We start from the raw sequence: 18,791 nt of genomic DNA, 5'->3' as shown, positions 1-18,791 counted from the left end.
TATATCAGATCGATCGAATAACGGAGGATGCGTGGATGGATCGGGAAGGACATTTCCTGGAGACGGTTCGTAAAACCAGGGACAGGATGTACCGGGTCGCGATGAGCTACCTGCAAGCCGAGGCGGACGCCGAGGATGCGGTTTCAGCCGCGATTGAATCGGCATGGAATCACCTGGGACAGATCCGGAATCCGGACGTGCTGGGAAGCTATCTGGTTCGCTGCGTCATCAACAGTGCGAAGAATGAGCTGCGGAGGAGAAAGCGGCTTGTTCCGCTGGAAACTGTCCCGGAGAACCTGACTGTGGAGAAAAACGGGGACCGCTTGTTTGAGTATATCTGCGGACTGGAGGATAAATACCGGATTCCGCTGATACTCAAAATGCAGGAGCGCATGACCGAGCAGGAGATTGCCTCTGTGCTTCGGATTCCCCGGGGAACGGTTTCTTCCCGCATCAAGCACGCATTGAAGATACTGAAGGATCAGATGACAAAGGAGGGCCTGAATCATGCTGAAGAATGATCTGAAGAATGATATTGAAAAAACGCTTCAGGCACATTGTCCTGAACCGCCGGAAGGTTTTGCGGAAAGAATGGACAATAAAGCGATCAGCCTGATGCAGAAGAAACATAATCAGAATGTGAATAAAGGAAGGTCCAGGTACCGCCTGCCCGTGCTTGTGGCAGCAGCGGTGCTGGTGCTGTGCTTTGTGACCGCGGCTTCCCGGGATCTGATTATCCGGCCGGACTCCATCCGGGCGCGGGAAACAACCACGCCCCTGGTGACGGCGCTGTCCGAAGGCCATGGAGAGGTGACAGAGGGTGAAGGACTATCGCAGGAAGCGATAGAGGCACTGGAAGTGAATTTCCCGGGAGTGGCTGACAAGCTGAAACCGGTGAATCTCAGCTGTGAAAAGCAGGGAATCCGGATGAACGTGATCTCTGCCCTGGTGGAAGAAAAAGAATCCTGGGTTGTTTATTCTCTTCAGGATCTGGAAGGGGATCGGATTACCCGGTTTGCAACTACGTATGATGATCTGTCAGGAAACGGAGACGATACGGGATATTACTGCTACCTGGATCATAACCAGGAAGAGCATAAAGTCACTTGCGTACATTATGAGGAATATGGTGAGCCATATCAGCCTGTGGACAATCATTTTGCCTTCAAGGTTGAAGATATAGGCAAGAAGCAGATAACAAAGATTGATTTGCTTCCTTTCCTGGAGAAATACGGAAAAACGTCGGACGGCGTGAAGATGCCTGATGAGGCCTTTGTCTTTGGCAATAAAGGGCAGATTTATTCTACGGCGAACATGAAGGTCCTGGATGATTCTGATCAGCTGAATGTGAGCCTGTATAAAGATATTTATCTGACCGGAATCGGCTGGATCGATGGCAAGCTGCATGTGCGGATTCAGGACCGTCAGCAGGAGAAAATCACAATCGGCTCTATGTCAGTTTATCCTGTGTTCCTTTCTGCTGCGGGATACTTCTCTGAGACAGGCAAGCAGTGTGAAATGGATCAGGTGGAGTGGAGCTCTGCCGGCGATGAACGCAAGGATCTGAAAGAGTATATATTCGATGTCCGTCCGGATGAAGTGGATAAGATGGAGCTCGCAGCCTGGGCTGATGACACTGTGGATGTAACAAGGGATGTGTGGGAGGTTCAGATTCCGGCTGATTCCATTCTGGCGGAAAACAGCACGGAGACTGCTGCCCCGGCTGCCGAAGCTTTCACGGATAATCCGGTACTCCTGACGGAGGAGGCAATACTCCGGGAGGTTATGGATGCGCATGTCGAGGACATTTCTTATGATGATCTACACCCCATCGGCCTGAGTACTGAAAAGCAGGGTATCCGGATGGACGTGGTGTCCGGTTGCAGAAAGGGAAACAATGTGTATTTTCTTCTGACAACACAGGATCTTAATGCAAAATATAATGATTATGAATGCCATCCAACGTTTGTATATGAACATGAAGACGACGGCTGGGACGGTTATGAAGCAAGGCTGAATATCAACCGGGATGAAGGAAAAACAACCTGGCTGTACAGAATGGATCTGTCCAAAGTGCTTCCGACTGAAAACAGTACCCTCAGGGCTGGAATTAAGAAGTTAAGCTTCAGTGAGAGAAAAGAAATTGACCTGCTTCCGATGCTGAAGGAATACGGCAGAACGGAGGAGGGCGTGACGCCGCCGAAGGAATCGCTTCGTTCCACTCTTGACGGGAAACCGATAGAAAACAAACTGAAAGCCCTGGATTATCAGGAATCCCTGGATATTCATCTGGACGGGAATGTCTTCCTGTCGGCGATCGGCTGGATAGATAATCAACTGCATGTGCAGTTCCAGAATAAGTCCTGGGCGCTGATGCAGCAGGAGTATCCGGATATTCCATATGACAACTATATGATGGCTGTCAATTGCAATGTGAAAGATAAAGCTTATGAGGAAATACATGTGGACAGCATCCCGATGAGCTGGCGGGAAACATACGAAGGGCCTTCATGGGAAGAATCAGTGTTTAACTGCACACCGGAAGACCTGGATCGTATGGAGCTGTACACAAATGAGACAATCTCCAAAGGGGTTCTGGATGACGACTGGACTGTCGGGATTCCGATGGAGATGATCCAGGGTGAAACCAGTGAGGAAACGGCTGTTCAGGAAGAAAAACCAGCGGAACCGGGAACTCTGTCGAATAAAGAGGAAGTATACCTGGCGTATGCGTATCCCGGACTCAGGGAAGAACTGAAGCCGGTCAATATGAGCTGTGAAAAGCAAGGAATTCGCGCAGAAGTCATCTATGCCCTGATCAAGGATCAGAAACTGTATGTCGTCTATTCTCTTCAGGATCTGGAAGGTGACCGGATCAAAGATAATCTGAATACCTACTATCTTGACAATTTGGGCGGCACGGGTTTGTATTCGATGAGACTGGACTGGGATGAAACGGAAGAGCACAAGGCCACATTCCTGAAAGTATATGATATACCGGAACCGGTGCAACCTGACGGCAAGCTTGTAGTCAATCTTATCGGTCTGATGACAGAAGAAGTTACAACGATTGACCTGCTTCCTCTGCTGAAGAAGTATGGGAAAACTGTGGAAGGGGTAGATAAACCGGAAGATACCTTGGCAGAGACGTTGGATTGGTCAACTGGCTCTTTCGTCAATGTGGATCTGTCAAAATATCCGACAATCCTGGATTACACGCAGCCGCTGGATGAAACCCTGTGCGGGCCGGTTTCCCTGACTGGGATCGGCTGGATTGACAATAAGCTGCATGTGCAGATCCACAATCCGGATGAAACAACTTGTACGATAGGAAATACAACTTATCTGTCCTGGATGGGTACGCCCAGACTGGCCATCACAGAGGAGAAAGACAGCAGAAATCCCACATATGACGAATTATCATGGGGTGTTTTCAGTAATGGGGAGACAGCATGGAAGAAATACGCGGAATATGTGTGGGAGATTGCACCGGATGACATAAATCACCTGGAGCTTAAGGCTGATATTTATCACCACAAGAAAATCTCAGACACAACCTGGAAAATTGAGATCCCAATTGCTTTCATCCTGGCGAAAACCGATGAGAATACTGCTATACCGGAAATAGAACAGACAGCAACCGCGGAGCCCCTGGTAATTGAGGAAGAGGTCAACAGGCAGATTGAGGAAAAGTGGCCGGGCATTACAAAGGAACTCAAACAGGTGAACCTCAGCTGCGAAAAGCAGGGAATCCGTTTTGAAGTCACTTCCGCCCTGGTGAAAGGAAATGAAGCATGGGCTGTTTATACCCTGGAAGATGCGACAGGAAACTATGGTTCTCCTGAAGAAGGATACTGCATAGGAGGATATGAGAAAGACACAGAAGGAAAGGAGCCGAAAACAGAAACATATCTTCTGCAACGAGCCGGTAAAACAGGGCGCAGGCAGATTTATGTAAAGCATATTGAGGCGAAGAACCCGCTCCGGACGGAAGACGACGTTTTCACAGTGGGCATCAAGCAGGTCTGCATCGAGCAGTATAAACAGATTGACCTGATTCCGTTCCTGAAAGAGTATGGGAAAAATGAGGAAGGTATTGAGCTGCCTGAACTGCATCCCGCGTTTTCGAAAACAGCACGTGAGGGAATGAAGATTCTGGATTATACACAGCCGCTGGACATCTCCCTGCTGGAAAATGTGAAACTGACAGGCATCGGCTGGATTGATAACCAGCTGCATACACAGATCCATTTTACCGCAGACCCGATCCGGACAAGCGATGGCACCGGGCATGCGGGAGCGGGTGTGAATGTCTACAACTCTGTTACCAATGATGTTGTCTGGCCCTTGGGATGGAATGATAATGGTGATGAATTCCCGGACTGGATGGAATCTGTGATGGATGTACAGCCGGATGATCTGGGACAGTTGACATTAACGGCGGAGGTCTGGGAAAACAAGGAAATTCTGGAAGACACCTGGGAAGTCCGGATTCCGCTGGAGGAAGTCCTGGCGGAGGGTGAAGTAACAACGGAATAATCCCGCAACCGGGGAGGACACCTCCCCGGGTTTCTTGTTGTTCCTCCTGTTCCATGATATGATGAACACAATCATAAAACGGTGAGGATTGCGGGAAATGCAGCAGATGATTGAAGCGGCCAAAGAGTATATCCGGGAACTGTTTGCGGAGAACGCGGACGGCCACGGGCTGGAGCATGCCCTGCGGGTTTACCGCAACGCCATGCTGATCGCGGAGACGGAGCCGGGAGCGGACAGGGAGATTGTGGCGCTGGGCGCTCTGCTCCATGACGCGGACGACCATAAGCTGTTCCATACGGAGAATAACGCCAACGCCAGGCGCTTCCTGAAGGCGCAGGGCATGGAGCCGGAAACTGCGGACAGGATCTGCGAGGCCATCAACGCGGTTTCCTTCAGTCAGAACAAAGGGAAACGTCCCGGAACCGTGGAGGGACAGATTATCCAGGATGCGGACCGGCTGGACGCCATCGGCGCGATCGGGATTGCCCGGACCTTTGCCTACGGCGGGAAGCACGGCCGGACGCCGGAGGGTTCCATCAGCCATTTCCATGAGAAACTGCTTCTGCTGAAGGACCTGATGAACACGGGAAAGGCAAAGGAGCTGGCGGAGGAACGCCACGCCTTCATGGAGCAGTTCCTTCAGGAATGGGATCGGGAACTGGGAGAAAAATGAGAATGAATACCGATTGTTAGAAACGCCTAATATCAATTGATCCAAAAAACAAAAAAGCATTATATTGCGTTGCATATAAACGTTTCAAACATTAGAATTGACTAACCGCAAATCCCGCTCCTACAATGGGTTACGACCCATGAGGGAGTAGCAAGCGTGAATGCGCAGCAAGTCAACATACTGGCCTTCAGGCCTGGCTTGCTTTAATATGCGAGACTCATGTATAACTGCGAAGCTATACATGTGTTGTCTCGAAGACAGTCAGGTATGGATTCGCCGTACCTGACTGTTTTATTGGGGGAAACGGAAATGCAATTCAATTTCTTATTCGTGCTCAACAGTATCCTGTTCGGCGTCGGCCTGGCGATGGACGCGTTTTCCGTCTCCATTGCCAACGGGCTGAACGAGCCGAAAATGCCGGTGAGGCGGATGCTGCTGATTGCCGGAACCTTCGCGGTGTTCCAGACGGCGATGCCCCTGACGGGCTGGCTGTGCGTGCATTCCATTGCTGAAGCTTTCCAGGCCTTTCAGCCCTTTATTCCCTGGATTGCGCTGGCACTGCTGCTGTTTATCGGCATCAAGATGATTGTGGAAGGCCGGAAGGAAGAAAAGGACGGAGACGATGAGGAGGTCAAGCTGCTGCACGGCGGGGCGCTGCTGGTGCAGGGAATTGCCACCTCCATTGATGCCCTGTCCGTGGGCTTTACCATTGCGGAATATAACCTGGTGTTTGCACTCGTTGAATCGGTGATCATCGGCGTGGTGACTTTCGGGATCTGTATCGCGGGGGTTAAGCTGGGCAAGACCGTCGGGATGAAGCTGGCCGGCAAGGCATCCATCTTCGGCGGGATTGTCCTGATCCTGATCGGGCTGGAGATATTCATCACCGGCGTTTGTAAATAATTCATAATGTATAATGATTTACACCTTTGCGTAATGGTTTATTCATAGGGTAAAGGTGTCATTCTGAGGAAGCGAAGCGCGTCGAAGAATCTCCTCCGTCGAAAAAAGCTTCTCGAACGTAATCGGAACATCTTTAGTAAAGAGACTACATTAATTATGAATTGTGAATTATGAATTGTGAATTTGTGTATCAGACATGGAATGTGCAGCTGATCCGGTGCAGGCGGAAGTCTGTGGGCATCCGGATTGATGGGACGGGGGAAATCACCGTCCGCGCGCCGCTGCGCATGCCGGAGGCGGAAATCCGGAAGATACTGGAAAGCAAGCGGAGCTGGATTGAGAAAACGCTGCAGAAGGTGAAAGCCCGGGCACAGGAACCGAAGCTGACGGAGGAAGAACTGGCCGCACTGGTGAAACAGGCGAAAAAAGTGATCCCGCCCCGGGTGGCGGAACGGGCCAGGGAGATCGGCGTGACCTACGGGCGGATTGCGATCAGGAAACAGAAGAGCCTCTGGGGCAGCTGCTCTGCAAAGGGAAACCTGAACTTCAACTGCCTGCTGATGCTCTGCCCGGAGGACGTGCTGGATTATGTGATTGTGCATGAGCTGTGCCACCGGAAGGAACTGAACCACTCCGTCAGGTTCTGGACAGAGGTGGCGCGGATCCTGCCGGACTACAAGCAGCCGCTGAAGTGGCTGAAGAACGAAGGGCAGAGTATCATTGCGAGAATCAATTCATAATTCATAATTCATAATTATATATACTCCGGATATATGGTGTAGTGAGTAAATCGCAGCGCTCACGTTGTCATTCCGACCGTTGTGGAGGAATCTCCTCCGGAGATGTAAAGCTTCAAGCAGCAGGAACATGGGAACGATGGAAACAGGTCTGATCGTTCCCTTTTTTTCCTTCTGTCTTGCCTGCAGGAAAATATCCCTTGCTTTCGTTTCTATAGTGAGAACATAATGGATAAAAGACAGAACATGAATTGAAAAGGAGATTTGCGCCATGCCTCGCACCGTTCTTTTCCGCCGCATGATCACTGTCCTGCTTCTGCTTGCCATACTGGTTTTTACCTGCTCCTCCGCTTCCGCCAACAGCTGGGGGCTGAGTAAGGGCAGACTGCTGAACGCCGTTTCGGCGGATCACACCTGGGATGATTATTCCACTACCGGAGGCGGAGTCCAGGCCGGGGATTATGCCGTGATGAGCGCCCGGTACCATAGCGCGCTGTTTTTTGCGGACAGTGAAGAACAGCTTCATGTGTACACAAAGGCGGTTTACCAGCCGGAGGATAAGGCGAAGGGCCTGAAGCTTACCATGAAGGACGGGATTCTGACCCTCTCCTATGGCGATGCTGAGGTCTACCGCTTCTCTGACGGGAATGGGGACGAAGATCTGGACCTGCTGGAGGCGAAGATCGGGGACTTCCGGGTCTGGCGGGATGATAAGGGCTACAGCTATTACGCGGAAGACAAGGACGGCCGGGTAGTTTTCAATGGCTGGAATCCGTTATCCGAATTCAACATCCGCCTGTTTCCCCGTTCGACAGCAGAGATCCGGCGGATCAACCTGCTGACCGCTTATCTGGGGGACACGCACGAACTGTCTTCCGGTTATCCGATCAATCCGGGCAAAAAGGGAACGGCTCCGGTGTATGCCGCGCCTTTCGGCAAGAGCGCCTGGCGTGCCGCCAAGGGCAAAGCCGCTGTCGGCCTGAAGGGAGAAAGCCTGTCCCTGATGGATTGGAGGAATAATGACGGCGAGACCTATACCCTGATCCGGTACAACGTCAGTGAGCGTACCCAGCGGGTCGGCTGGGTCCTGAGCCGTGAACTGGGACGGGAGGAAAAACAACAGCAGGAGCACGATCCCCTGTATGATTTCTGCCAGGTGGATGTGTGGGCGATTGCGGATACCTACCTGACCGACGATCCGGATGTGAGCCAGTTCAGGCAGTTCGAGGTACCGAAGGAAACCTGCTTCACCTGCCTGGGAACATACAAGGGATATGCCTATGTGGAGGCGGAAGTCAGTAAAAAAGGCAAGTTCACGGACGGCGGAGCCATCGTCTGGGGATTTGTACCCCTGCGGGACCTGGAGATCATGGATCCCGGCGAGGAACAGCCGGAGGTTATGAAGAAGCTGGTCGGTACCTGGTCTTTTGATGCGGGTGGATCCTTCGGCCCGGATGTGATCAGCTTTGCGGAGGACGGCACCTTTACCTCGAACCTGGTGGATCGGGTACATGACCTGAAGGGGAAAGAGCTGGACAGTTATAATATCAGCGGCACCTGGAAGGTGATTGCCTACAGACCCCGGTGGAACCTGTTCTGGGATGAACCGGGATATGCGCTGCTCTGCGTCGGGAATCATGGGCGCGTCAGCCTCAACGGTCTGTCCTTTGACGGAGAAGGTTTCGGCCTGACCGGCGGAGAGGGCGGCGGTGGATATGTCCCCGCTGACCCGGAACTGCTGGAAAACCCGGATTATGTTGGATATAACGAGTTCGACACTAACGGCTGAAAATGCCCGGGAATGTGAAAAGCCGCCGCGGTTTGCGGCGGCTTTTCGTTGTATGGTTGGGATGTTTATGATAACATTGTCTTCGCAATCAAAGGATACCGGGGGAAGAACAAATGCTGAAGGATATACTGTCTGTGTTTGGCGGGGCGATGGGTTTGATCCTCCGCTTTATCCTGCTTCTCGGCCTGGGCGCGGGCGTGTTTTACTGCGCCGTGACCATGTTCTTTTACCCCATCTTCTGGGAAGGACTGAAGCGCCTGGCTATTGCCGTGGCCTGTGTGGGCGGCATTATCCTGGTGATCCGCAGCGGCCGGGACAAGGATGACGAAGGCCCGGCGCCGGACGATTTCCGGCCGTGAGTCGATTGGTATTACTAGACGAAATGCGGCAGGAGCATTACAGGGGGGAGTGAGGGAAGCGGTAGCCCAGTGGGCTATCCTGCGAAGCAGGAAGCGATCCGAACGAGTCAACCGAAACGAGCGGCGAGTGCGCTCCAAGCGCGAGCAGTGACGATTGAGGTTGCGGATACAGACCCTCAGTCACATTCTTTTCAAGAACAGTGACAGAGGTTCAGTCCCCGCAGTCACGCTCCTGCCGCTTCTTGTTATTTCAGCGTCATCACGTTGAAACTGCTGGCGTTGAACACTTTTACCCCGTGATTCAGGGCGTATTTCACCGTATAGGCGGTGCCGGTCTGGGGCTGGTTGCAGTAGCTGACACAGTAGGCTGAACCATCCACCAGCTTCCGGTCCCGCAGGAGGAATACGCCTTTTTCATATTCCTGCCGGACATAGACCACCTTGTCGCAGGCCTGGAGGATCTTTTCCTCCCGGGCACGGAGCTCATCCGTCCAGTCTTCCTTTTCCCGCCAGGCGGGATAGGGCAGGACGGAGATGATTTTGATCTGCTGCTCCTCATGGGCTTTCAGGTTCAGCAGGTATTCCGCGGCGAGCATGTCAAAGCCGACCGCGCCGCCCACTCCGAAATACCGGACGTTGTGATCCCGGATCAGCCGGAGCAGGATATTGCGGGCGCGGACCATGATTTTCCGCTCCTCTCCCGGAGGGATTTTGCGGTGCCCAGTCAGGCAGCAGGTCTGCTGCTCCTGGGTCAGGCCGCGGTAGCGCTCAGCGTAGATGTCGGTCATAAGAACCTCTTGAATAAAATGAATACTGAAGACTGAAAACTTAAAACTTAAAAATGATAATGTTCTTTCTCTAACATTATAAGAAAAGCAGGAAGTGAAGAAAAGCGAACAAAAAGATTTTTCTTGAAGGAAAAGAGGCAGCTTTCGGGTAAATAATTATTGTGCATTTTAAGGACTGGATGGAGGACAGGAACATGGCAGAGAAAACCACTACCGTACAGATCGTGATGCCCCAGCACTGCAACGGCTATGCCAAGCCCAGGCTTTTCGGCGGACAGATAATGGCGTGGATCGACGTGGTGGGTGCCGTGGCGGCCCGCCGGTATACCGGCCAGGCAGTGACCACGGTGTGCATTGATAACCTGACCTTCCTGAAGCCCGCTTACCTGAATGATACGGTGGTGCAGGAGGCCGTGGTCACCTGGACAGGACGCACGTCCCTGGAGGTTCGGGTGGACAGCATGGTGGAACGCCTGGACGGCAGCCGGGAACTGATCAACCGGGCCTACGCGGTGTTTGTCGCCATTGATGAAGAGGATCATCCCGTGGCCATTCCCATGTTTATTCCGGAAACCACGGAAGAAAAGCAGGAGTACGCCGCAGCGGAAGAGCGGAGAAGAATTCGCTTGCAGCGGTAAACGCCGCAAGCGATAATGAATACTGAAAACTTAAAACTGAAAAATGAATAATGGTGGAAGAAACCAGCTCTGAATAGAGCTGGTTTCTTTGAATTGATTGTTTGGTAAAATATAAATAATGAAGACGAGAACAAGCTGGAATGTCATCCTGAGCGCAGCCGCAGGCGGAGTCGAAGAATCTCCTTTACGGCCGCAGCCGTATCATTTTTAAGTTTTAAGTCTTAAGTTTTAAGTATTCATTAGAAACGCAGTTCCTTAATAGGGACTGCGTTTTTGCTTGGCTCTGCCAAGCAAGAATCCCAGCACCGCGCCGACTGCGCCGCCGACGATGTGCGCCATCTGGGAGACGTTGTCCTGGCTGAAGAGACCCTGCCAGATCTGCTGGCCGAGATAGAGCACCGCCACCAGGATGAAGGTGACCGGGATGGTGTTATCCTCCCGGATGGTGATGGAAGCAATCAGGATAAAGGCGAAGACGATGCCGCTGGCGCCCAGCAGCATGACGCCGGGGAAGAACACCATGTTGATGATGCCGATGACCAGGGCGGTGGCCGCCATGATGAAAGCCGTGGTGGCGGTGCCATATTTCTCCTCAATCATCGGGCCGAGGATCAGGATGTACATGATGTTGCCCAGCAGGTGTTCCCAGCCGGCATGGCCCAGCACGTGAGTAAAGCACCGGACCCAGGTGAGGGGATCCAGGAGGGAAGCCCGGTACACGCTGAATAGGACGCGGTTGCTCTCTCCGTGGGTCAGCATGCTGATCAGCTGCGCAATCACGCACAGGGCGGTGAAGGTCAGGACAGCCGGGGCATTAAAGGACAGTCTCAGTTTCTTTTTCATCGGTTATTTCTCCAGTTCCGCCTTGCATTTACGCAGCAGCGTAATGATGGGAAGTCCCTGGGGACAAGCCCGTTCGCACTGGCCGCAGGAGACGCAGTCCCCGGCGGTGCCCCGTCCGGCGGTCACGATGCCGTATTCCCGGATGGTGCGGAACTCGGGACTGCCCTTGCGGCGGTTGATGACGTTGAAGATTTCCGGAATCGGGATTTCCATGGGACAGCCCTTGGTGCAGTAGTGGCAGGCGGTACAGGGAATGGACTTGTCCGCGTCCAGCGCCTGCTGGGCCTGGTGGATCAGCTCCATTTCCTTTTCATCCAGGGGACGGAAGTCCTTGAAGGTCTTCAGGTTGTCGTCCATCTGGGCCAGATTGCTCATGCCGCTGAGCACGGCATGGACGCCTTCCAGCCCCGCGGCGAAGCGCAGGGCCCAGCTGGAGTAGGACACATCCGCGCCGCTGCCGTCAAAGACGGCCTTCACCTCCGGGATCGGGTCGGCCAGGATGCCACCCTTTACCGGTTCCATGATCATGACGGGCTTGCCGTGCTTCCGGCAGATCTCCCAGTTTTTGCGGGAGGCGACGCCCGGGTTTTCCCAGTCGGCGTAGTTGATCTGCAGCTGGACGAATTCCGCGTCCGGATGGGCTTCCAGCAGCTCCTCCAGCAGATCCGGATCCGCGTGGAAGGAGAAGCCCCAGTGGCGGATAAGGCCCTTGGCCTTCTGCTCCTTCACGAAATCCCACAGGCCGTATTCATCATACTTTTTGTACATGGAGCGCTGCAGGGCGTGGAGCAGGTAATAATCGAAATACCCGGCGCCGGTGCGCTCCAGGCTGGTGGCAAACTCCGCCTTGGCGCTAGCCTCGTCCACGGCCCCGATGGCGGCGTGGAGCTTGGTGGCCACGGTATAGGCCTCCCGGGGATAACGGTCCGCCACGGCGGCCTTGAAGGCTTTTTCACTGTCGCCGCCGTCATACACAAAGGCGGTGTCGAAATAGGTTCCGCCCGCGGCGATGAAATGATCTGTCATTTCGCAGACCTGGGGGATATCAATACTGCCGTTCGGATTCTTCGGCAGCCGCATCAGGCCGAAGGCCAGGCGAAGCGGATTGGGTCTGAATGGCTCTGTCATAGGCGAATCCTTTCTGTGTTGTCGGTTGTTTGTTCTGTCATGCTCATTATAGCCCAAAGAGGGGGAGATGAGAATAGGGTTGTTTAGCGGCAGGAACAGTGACAGAAGGGACAGTCCTGTGGTCACATTCTTTGCAAGAATAGTGACAACAGGGCCGTCCCTCAGTCACATTCCTGCCGCGGCTGTGTTGAGGCTAATCTACCTCCTATCCGCAACCTCAATCTTCGCTTCTCGCGCTTGGAGCGCGCTCGCCGCTCGTTTCGGTAAGGATTCGCGCGCGCACCGCGGGCGGAATTCCCGCCTCGCGCACCGCGCACGACAGGACTCCGGGGCGCTTCCCTCCTACTTCCTACCTCCTACCTCCTCGCTTCTTTCTCTGACTCGGGCAGAGGAAGAAGCGACATCGCTGCGCGATGAAGCTTAAACGTTTGGCTGGGGCTGTAGCCGATGATGGAGGCGGTCTCCTCCCAGCTCCGGCCTTCCAGGTAGCGGAGCTCCATCAGCTCGATCAGCCGGATGTCCGGCAGGGTGGAAACCATGATGGCGGCAGCTGCCAGCGCCTGCTCCAGTTCCGCCTCCAGCAGGGGCAGCTGCTTTTCCTCATCCGCGGCTTCCGCGAGGAGTGCCTGCATGCGGGTGGGATCGGGCGTGCTTTTGACCCTGACCTCCCGGAGCGGGGAGGTCAGGTGCTCCGCGAAGCGGCGCAGGGTTTCAATCCGCATCTGTTTGCGTTCAATCTCCCGCCGGATTTGCCGGGGCTTCAGGAGAACGTCCGGTGCGATCATTCCTTCTTCGCCTCCCTCCGGACAATCCGCAGGATGGCGCTTCCGTCCAGGCCGGTGAGGCTGTGGAAGTGATCTGACAGGAAAAAGGCTTCGATCTCCAGCAGCCGCTGCCGGGCAGAGCGGCAGGGCAGGCACCGGTGGGCACGGAGATAATCCTCCACCGCCAGGCGGACCAGGGCTTCGATCAGCTGGAGGCAGCCCTCCTCGCTGAGGACGAAGACTTCTTCCTCCCGGTGGGACATCACATGCTGCATCGCCTCGGCGGCTGTGCGGTCGGGATAGTGTTCAGCATTGTAGTAATCCATGGCGATTCCTCCTTTACACTGACAGCGTAAGGGAGGAAAAGGCAGAATACCCTGAAAGAAACTGGCAAAAATCAGGTGGGAGATAGGAAGTAGGAAGTAGGAGGGGAGCGAGGGAAACGGTAGCCCAGTGGGCTATCCTGCGAAGCAGGAAGTGACCCGAACGAGTCAACCGAAACGAGCAATGCGACTGCTCCAAGGGAGCAGTGCGACGATTGAGGTTGCGGATAGGAGGTACGACTATTTCCAGGCAGATATGTTCCGATCGCGTTCCCTAAATGTGAAAGGGGGAGGAGATTCTTCCACGCGGCCGCTATGCGGCCTTGGTCAGAATGACAATGTTAACGTGTGGGATCATTCAAAGGATGACGGAGTCATCCCTCCACCATTTTTCAGTTTTAAGTTTTAAGTTTTAAGTATTAATTAAACAGGAAACCGTCCCCTGTCCGGAGGCTGCCAAAGTCTGGCAGGGTGAAAACAAAAAAACAGAAAATATTGGTAAAGAACAACAAAAAAGTGTAAAATATGTAAGGTTATTGTTTCCGAGATGAACCCGAAGGAGAAATTGACGATGAAAAAAGGCCTTCCTTTATTCCTGCTGACGCTGTACTGCGTGTTCTGCATGGTGATGACGCCCACCCAGGCCAGTGCGTACATTGATCCGAGCACAACCACTTTTATTATCCAGGCGGGTATCGGCCTGGTGGTGGCGATCGCTGCTGGCTTCTCCATTTACTGGAGAAAGGCCAAGAAGAAGATCAACAAGGCGGTCGGACGGGAAGAGGTCTCGAAGGACGAGAGTGACGACCTGGAAGATCTTTGATATCAGAGTAAGAGAGAAGAAGTATGCAAATAATCTGCGCACCGCTGGGGTGGCTGATGAGGGTTGCGTACAGCCTGACCGGTAATTACGGCCTGGCTGTGATTGTGTTCACCCTCCTGACAAAGCTGGTTCTGCTGCCCGTCAGCCTCTGGGTGCATGCAAACGGCATCAAGATGGTCCGGCTGGAGCCGGCCGTGAACAGGCTGAAGGTTAAGTATTTCGGCGACCCGGATAAGGTGGCCGATGAACAGGCACTGCTGTACAAAAAAGCACATTACAGCCCTTTCGCCACCGTGATCCCGGTGGCGGTTCAGGTATTGCTGCTGATCGGCCTGGTCCAGATCATTTATCATCCGGACGTATGGCTCCGGCAGCCGGATCTGAATACCCGCTTTTTAGGTTTTGATCTGTCCGCAACGCCCACCGCCGCAGGCGGCATTCATCTGCTGATTCCGCTGCTGGCCGGTCTCGCGGCCCTGATCCTGAGCCTGTGCCAGAACAAGCTGAACCCGCTGCAGGCAAGCCAGGGAAAAGCGGCTCAGTTCTCCTCCATGGCGGTTTCCGTGGGCATCAGCCTGGTGCTGGGCTTTACGGTGCCGGCCGGCGTGGGCTTTTACTGGATCTGGAGCAACCTGTTCACCATTGCCCAGCAGCTGCTGCTGAACAAGCTCCGGCCGCCGGAAAAGGAGATCGACTGGGCGGAGCTGGAGGCGTCCCGGAAGGAACTGGCCGCCTATACCGACACCGGCAGCGAGACCGTGCGCAGCCGGGAGGAAAAGCACCGGGAGAAGGAAGACTACAAGCGCTTCTTCTCCGTGGGCAACAAGCACCTGGTGTTCTACTCCGAGGGCAGCGGCTTTTATAAGTATTTTGAGCGGATCATGAACTGGATCCTGGAGAACAGCAAGCTGACCATCCACTATGTGACCAGCGATCCCAACGACCAGATCTTTGACATCGCGAAAAAGCAGGACCGGATCGTCCCGTACTATATCGGCCAGAAAAAGCTGATTACCCTGTTTATGAAGCTGGAAGCGGACGTGATGATCATGACCATGTCCGACCTGGGCAACTACCAGTACAAGCGGAGCTATTACAGCAAGAACATTAAGTACGTCTATGTGTTCCATTATCCGCTGAGCACCCATATGGTGCTGCACACCGGCGCCCTGCGGCATTATGACTCGATCCTGTGCGTAGGCGACTTCCAGTTTGAGGAGATCCGGCAGACGGAGAAGCTCTTCGGCGATCCGGAGCAGGAGCTGGTGGCCTGCGGCTACGGCCAGCTGGAGAAGCTGTATGACGCGTACCAGGCTACGCCTCGGACAAAGCGGGAGCGGCCGAAGGTGCTGATCGCCCCTTCCTGGCAGGCGGACAATATCCTGGACAGCTGCATCGACGATATGCTGTCGGAACTGCTGGGCAAGGGCTTTGATGTGACGGTGCGGCCCCATCCGGAGTATGTGAAGCGCTACGGCGACCGGATGAACGCCATTGTGAAGCGGTATGAGGATTATAAGGGCGGCGACCTGTTCTTCGAGCTGGACTTTACCGGGAACACCTCGATCTTCGATTCGGATATCGTGATCAGCGACTGGTCCGGCACAGCCTATGAGTTTGTGATGGTGACCGAGCGGCCCTGCGTCTTTGTGGATACGCCGCCGAAGATCAACAACCCGGACTATGAAAAAATTACCGTGCCGCCGCTGGAAATGACCCTGCGGGACCAGGTGGGCATCCGGGTGAAGCCGGAGGCGCTGGAAGGCCTGGCGGAGAAGATCCGTACCCTGCTGGAAGATGAAAGCTACGGCGAGCGGATCCGGGAGATCCGGGAAAAGACCATCGCCAACTTCGGAAAGAGCGGAGAAGTCGGCGGAAGGTATATCCTGGATCAGGTTAAGAAAGCAGTACAAGCGAGAAATCAAAAGGCATAACGCAAAAGCGTTATGCCTTTTGAAATTCATAATTCACAATTCATAATTCATAATTAGATTTACTGCGGACGCAAGGTGTATGAGTATAATCGCTGCGCCCACATTGTCATTTCGACCGACCGGAGGGAGTGGAGAAATCTCCTCCGGGGATGTAAATCTTCAGCATATACGGAACATCTTCAGCAAAGAATCCACACCAATTATGAATTATGAATTGTGAATTATGAATTGTGAATTATGAATTGGAACTGAGAACCGCTTTGCGGTCCTCAGTTCCTTCTCCTGTCTACACCAATCTCCTGATAGTGCCGGGCTTTCTCGGCGTACATCATCTCATCGGATTCCTTCATCATCTCGCTGACGGATTTCCGGCTTTCCCCGGCACAGCTGTAGCCGATGGAGCAGCTGTATTTCGTTGCGGCAACGTTCTTCCGGATCCGCTCAACCAGCTGGAGAACCTCTTCCGGGCTGCCCTGCCGGCAGATGACCAGGAACTCGTCCCCGCCGATGCGGTAGACGGACTGGTGGGCTTTGGCTGCCTGGGTGAAGCACAGCGCCAGGGTGGTCAGCGCTTCATCTCCTGCAGCATGGCCGTGGGTGTCGTTGATTTCCTTCAGGCCGTTCATGTCGATGGAAACAAGGGCGGTAATTCCTTCCGGATCGGTTTCCAGCTCAGCGTAGCAGGCCTGGCGGTTCAGGACGCCGGTCAGCGAATCTATTCTGGTCAGGTTCTGGATAGAAAACAGGTAGTAGGCAAACAGTGCGATCGAGATGGTCTTGCAGAAAATCTGGGAGTAGGCCTGCCTGATGAAGAAGGGAAGGATCACCATGCTGCCCAGCGCGAGGGAGAAGAAGGCTACCGGAAAAAGATCGTTGATCTGCTTGTTGGTGCGCTTGTACAGGAAATAAACGATGAAACAGCCATAGATTCCCGGAACAATGAAAGGGAGCAGCCTCAGTGGGCCGTTCTGGATCGAGCCGTCCGGCAGCACCCGGGTGATGATGCCGGTGTAAATGCTGATGAAGCAGATCACCGCTGTAATGATAGCGGGGATAAAGATGATCCGCGGATACTTCTTTACCAGGGAATAAAGAACCTGTGCCTCAAGAAGAGACCCTGCGCTGTACCGGATGAATATCAGGTAAGGCCTGCCTTTCCATATGATCCCCAGGTCTTTCTGCTCAAATTCGATAAACACAATAATGGAAAGGATCAGGACTTCAAAGATCAGCAAAAACATGCGGCGGGCAAAGGATTTATCCAGGAAGGCTGTTGTGCGAAGAGATATCAAAAAAGCCAGAGACACCAGGATCAGGGCCCAGTTCTGGACTAAATAATCCCTTAGCATTAACACGCTGACGATCCCCCCCACAACTGACAACCGCTTTGCGGTTCTCAGTTTCTTCTCCTGTCCTTGCCGAATACTTTGTAATAGCTGGCTTTTTCCACGTACATCATTTCGTCGGATTCCTTCATCATTTCGTTGACGGACTTCCGGCTGCCCTCTGTGCAGCTGTATCCGATTGCGCAGCTGTATTTTGTTTCGGAGACGTTCTTCCGGATGCGCCTGACCAGCTGGAGAACGTCATCCAAGGTACATTTCCGGCAGATGATCAGGAACTCGTCCCCGCCGATACGATAGACGGACTGGTGGGCTTTGGCTGCCTGGGTGAAACACAGCGCGAGGGTGGCCAATGCTTCATCCCCGGCGGCATGGCCATGGGTGTCGTTGATGACCTTCAGGCCGTTCATGTCGATGGAAACAATGCCCGTTATTTTCTCCGGCTCGGTCTCCATGTCAGCATAGCAGGCCTGGCGGTTCAGCACTTTGGTCAGCGAATCGTTGGTTGTCAGGCCTTGGATGGAAAAAAGATAGTAGGTAAACAGCGCAATCGCGATGGTCTCACAGAAGACATGGGAGAAGATGGGACCGAAAATGAAGGGCAGGAAAACCCCGCTGCCCATCGCGAAGGAGAAGAAGAAGACGGGGATCAGATCATTGAACTGCTTGCTGCTGCGCTTGTACAGGATATAAATGATGAGCGAGCCGTAGATTCCCGGGACAAGGTAGGGCAGCAGCCTCAGGGGACCGTACTGGATCGTGCCGTCCGGCAGTATCCGGGTGATGGTGCCGGTGAAGATGGAAATGAAGCAGATCGCCATTGTGACAATGGCGGGAATAAAGATGGTTTTCCGGAGCTTTTTCACCAGAGTATAGAGCACCTGCGCGTCGATGAACGGGGTGGCGCTGTACCGGATAAACATCAGGTACGGCCGGCCTTTCCAGACAATGCCCCGGTCATCCAGTGCGAACTCGATATACACGGAAATGGAAAGGAACACCACTTCGAAGATCAGCAGGGTCATGCGTTTGGCAAAGGTTTTATCCATGAAGGCCGTGGATCGCAGGGACACCAAAAAGGCAAGCGAAACCAGGATGAGAGCCCAATTCTGGACGAAATAATCTCTCAACATGGTCATGCTGACGATCCTCCACAATAGACGGTTGCAAAAAGCCGATCCTTTATGCACCTTTGAGTTGCATAGAT

General features: G+C 53.7%; 17 protein-coding genes. 10 read left to right on the top strand and 7 right to left on the bottom strand.

The window, feature by feature from the left end:
• Positions 1 to 35 precede the first annotated feature (35 nt).
• The 7 genes from JYE49_RS09820 to JYE49_RS09790 all read left to right on the top strand — a co-directional run bounded on the left by JYE49_RS09820 (position 36) and on the right by JYE49_RS09790 (position 9,000).
• Positions 36 to 521: an RNA polymerase sigma factor gene (locus JYE49_RS09820; protein WP_093958053.1), complete on the top strand. Its 486-nt coding sequence runs from the start codon at positions 36 to 38 to the stop codon at positions 519 to 521.
• A complete protein-coding gene (locus JYE49_RS09815) occupies positions 508 to 4,539 on the top strand; it encodes a hypothetical protein (protein ID WP_093958054.1) in 4,032 nt (1,343 codons plus the stop codon). Before JYE49_RS09820 ends, JYE49_RS09815 begins: the two co-directional genes overlap by 14 nt.
• A 97-nt stretch (positions 4,540 to 4,636) precedes the next feature.
• A complete protein-coding gene (locus JYE49_RS09810; RefSeq protein WP_093958055.1) occupies positions 4,637 to 5,212 on the top strand; it encodes an HD domain-containing protein in 576 nt (191 codons plus the stop codon).
• 330 nt (positions 5,213 to 5,542) lie between these two features.
• Positions 5,543 to 6,115 carry a manganese efflux pump MntP gene (locus JYE49_RS09805; RefSeq protein WP_346763124.1) on the top strand — a complete coding sequence of 191 codons (573 nt, stop codon included), beginning with the start codon at positions 5,543 to 5,545 and terminating at the stop codon, positions 6,113 to 6,115.
• A gap of 170 nt (positions 6,116 to 6,285) precedes the next feature.
• The gene (locus tag JYE49_RS09800; protein WP_093958057.1) at positions 6,286 to 6,855 is read left to right on the top strand and encodes a M48 family metallopeptidase; all 570 of its coding nucleotides are present in this window, start codon (positions 6,286 to 6,288) and stop codon (positions 6,853 to 6,855) included.
• A gap of 268 nt (positions 6,856 to 7,123) precedes the next feature.
• Complete coding sequence (locus JYE49_RS09795) at positions 7,124 to 8,641, top strand: hypothetical protein (RefSeq protein ID WP_093958059.1); 1,518 nt, start codon at positions 7,124 to 7,126, stop codon at positions 8,639 to 8,641.
• A 113-nt stretch (positions 8,642 to 8,754) separates the two neighbouring features.
• Positions 8,755 to 9,000 carry a hypothetical protein gene (locus tag JYE49_RS09790; RefSeq protein WP_093958060.1) on the top strand — a complete coding sequence of 82 codons (246 nt, stop codon included), beginning with the start codon at positions 8,755 to 8,757 and terminating at the stop codon, positions 8,998 to 9,000.
• A 245-nt stretch (positions 9,001 to 9,245) separates the two neighbouring features.
• On the opposite strand, the gene JYE49_RS09785 is transcribed toward JYE49_RS09790, so the two are convergent.
• Positions 9,246 to 9,788 carry an SLOG family protein gene (locus JYE49_RS09785; RefSeq protein ID WP_093958061.1) on the bottom strand — a complete coding sequence of 181 codons (543 nt, stop codon included), beginning with the start codon at positions 9,786 to 9,788 and terminating at the stop codon, positions 9,246 to 9,248.
• A gap of 194 nt (positions 9,789 to 9,982) precedes the next feature.
• Between JYE49_RS09785 and JYE49_RS09780 the strand changes: the two genes are divergently transcribed.
• Positions 9,983 to 10,426 (top strand): acyl-CoA thioesterase, encoded by a 444-nt coding sequence (locus tag JYE49_RS09780; RefSeq protein ID WP_283399444.1) that lies wholly within the window; start codon positions 9,983 to 9,985, stop codon positions 10,424 to 10,426.
• Positions 10,427 to 10,681: 255 nt separating this feature from the next.
• Here JYE49_RS09780 and JYE49_RS09775 read toward each other — a convergent pair whose 3' ends face one another.
• The 4 genes from JYE49_RS09775 to JYE49_RS09760 form a co-directional block, all read right to left on the bottom strand.
• The gene (locus tag JYE49_RS09775; protein ID WP_093958062.1) at positions 10,682 to 11,269 is read right to left on the bottom strand and encodes a rhomboid family intramembrane serine protease; all 588 of its coding nucleotides are present in this window, start codon (positions 11,267 to 11,269) and stop codon (positions 10,682 to 10,684) included.
• Positions 11,270 to 11,272: 3 nt separating this feature from the next.
• On the bottom strand, positions 11,273 to 12,397 hold the full coding sequence (locus JYE49_RS09770) for an aldo/keto reductase (RefSeq protein ID WP_093958063.1): 1,125 nt from the start codon (positions 12,395 to 12,397) through the stop codon (positions 11,273 to 11,275).
• A 356-nt stretch (positions 12,398 to 12,753) separates the two neighbouring features.
• Positions 12,754 to 13,182, bottom strand: coding sequence for a hypothetical protein (locus JYE49_RS09765; RefSeq protein ID WP_093958064.1), 429 nt, complete (start codon positions 13,180 to 13,182; stop codon positions 12,754 to 12,756).
• The gene (locus tag JYE49_RS09760) at positions 13,179 to 13,487 is read right to left on the bottom strand and encodes a hypothetical protein (RefSeq protein ID WP_093958065.1); all 309 of its coding nucleotides are present in this window, start codon (positions 13,485 to 13,487) and stop codon (positions 13,179 to 13,181) included. The genes JYE49_RS09765 and JYE49_RS09760 overlap by 4 nt, the downstream gene beginning before the upstream one ends.
• A 568-nt stretch (positions 13,488 to 14,055) precedes the next feature.
• Here JYE49_RS09760 and JYE49_RS09755 point away from each other — a divergent pair.
• Both JYE49_RS09755 and yidC read left to right on the top strand, forming a co-directional pair.
• Positions 14,056 to 14,307, top strand: coding sequence for a hypothetical protein (locus tag JYE49_RS09755; RefSeq protein ID WP_093958067.1), 252 nt, complete (start codon positions 14,056 to 14,058; stop codon positions 14,305 to 14,307).
• A 23-nt stretch (positions 14,308 to 14,330) separates the two neighbouring features.
• Positions 14,331 to 16,241: a membrane protein insertase YidC gene (gene yidC, locus JYE49_RS09750; RefSeq protein ID WP_093958068.1), complete on the top strand. Its 1,911-nt coding sequence runs from the start codon at positions 14,331 to 14,333 to the stop codon at positions 16,239 to 16,241.
• A 269-nt stretch (positions 16,242 to 16,510) separates the two neighbouring features.
• On the opposite strand, the gene JYE49_RS09745 is transcribed toward yidC, so the two are convergent.
• Positions 16,511 to 17,590 (bottom strand): GGDEF domain-containing protein, encoded by a 1,080-nt coding sequence (locus JYE49_RS09745; RefSeq protein WP_093958069.1) that lies wholly within the window; start codon positions 17,588 to 17,590, stop codon positions 16,511 to 16,513.
• A gap of 47 nt (positions 17,591 to 17,637) precedes the next feature.
• Positions 17,638 to 18,723, bottom strand: a complete 1,086-nt coding sequence (locus JYE49_RS09740; RefSeq protein ID WP_093958070.1) for a GGDEF domain-containing protein — start codon at positions 18,721 to 18,723, stop codon at positions 17,638 to 17,640.
• Positions 18,724 to 18,791: the final 68 nt, after the last annotated feature.

This window comes from Aristaeella hokkaidonensis (assembly GCF_018128945.1).
Lineage (GTDB): Bacteria > Bacillota > Clostridia > Christensenellales > Aristaeellaceae > Aristaeella > Aristaeella hokkaidonensis.
Note: the sequence above shows the minus strand (reverse complement) of the source record. Positions and strands in the feature narration are given on the sequence as shown.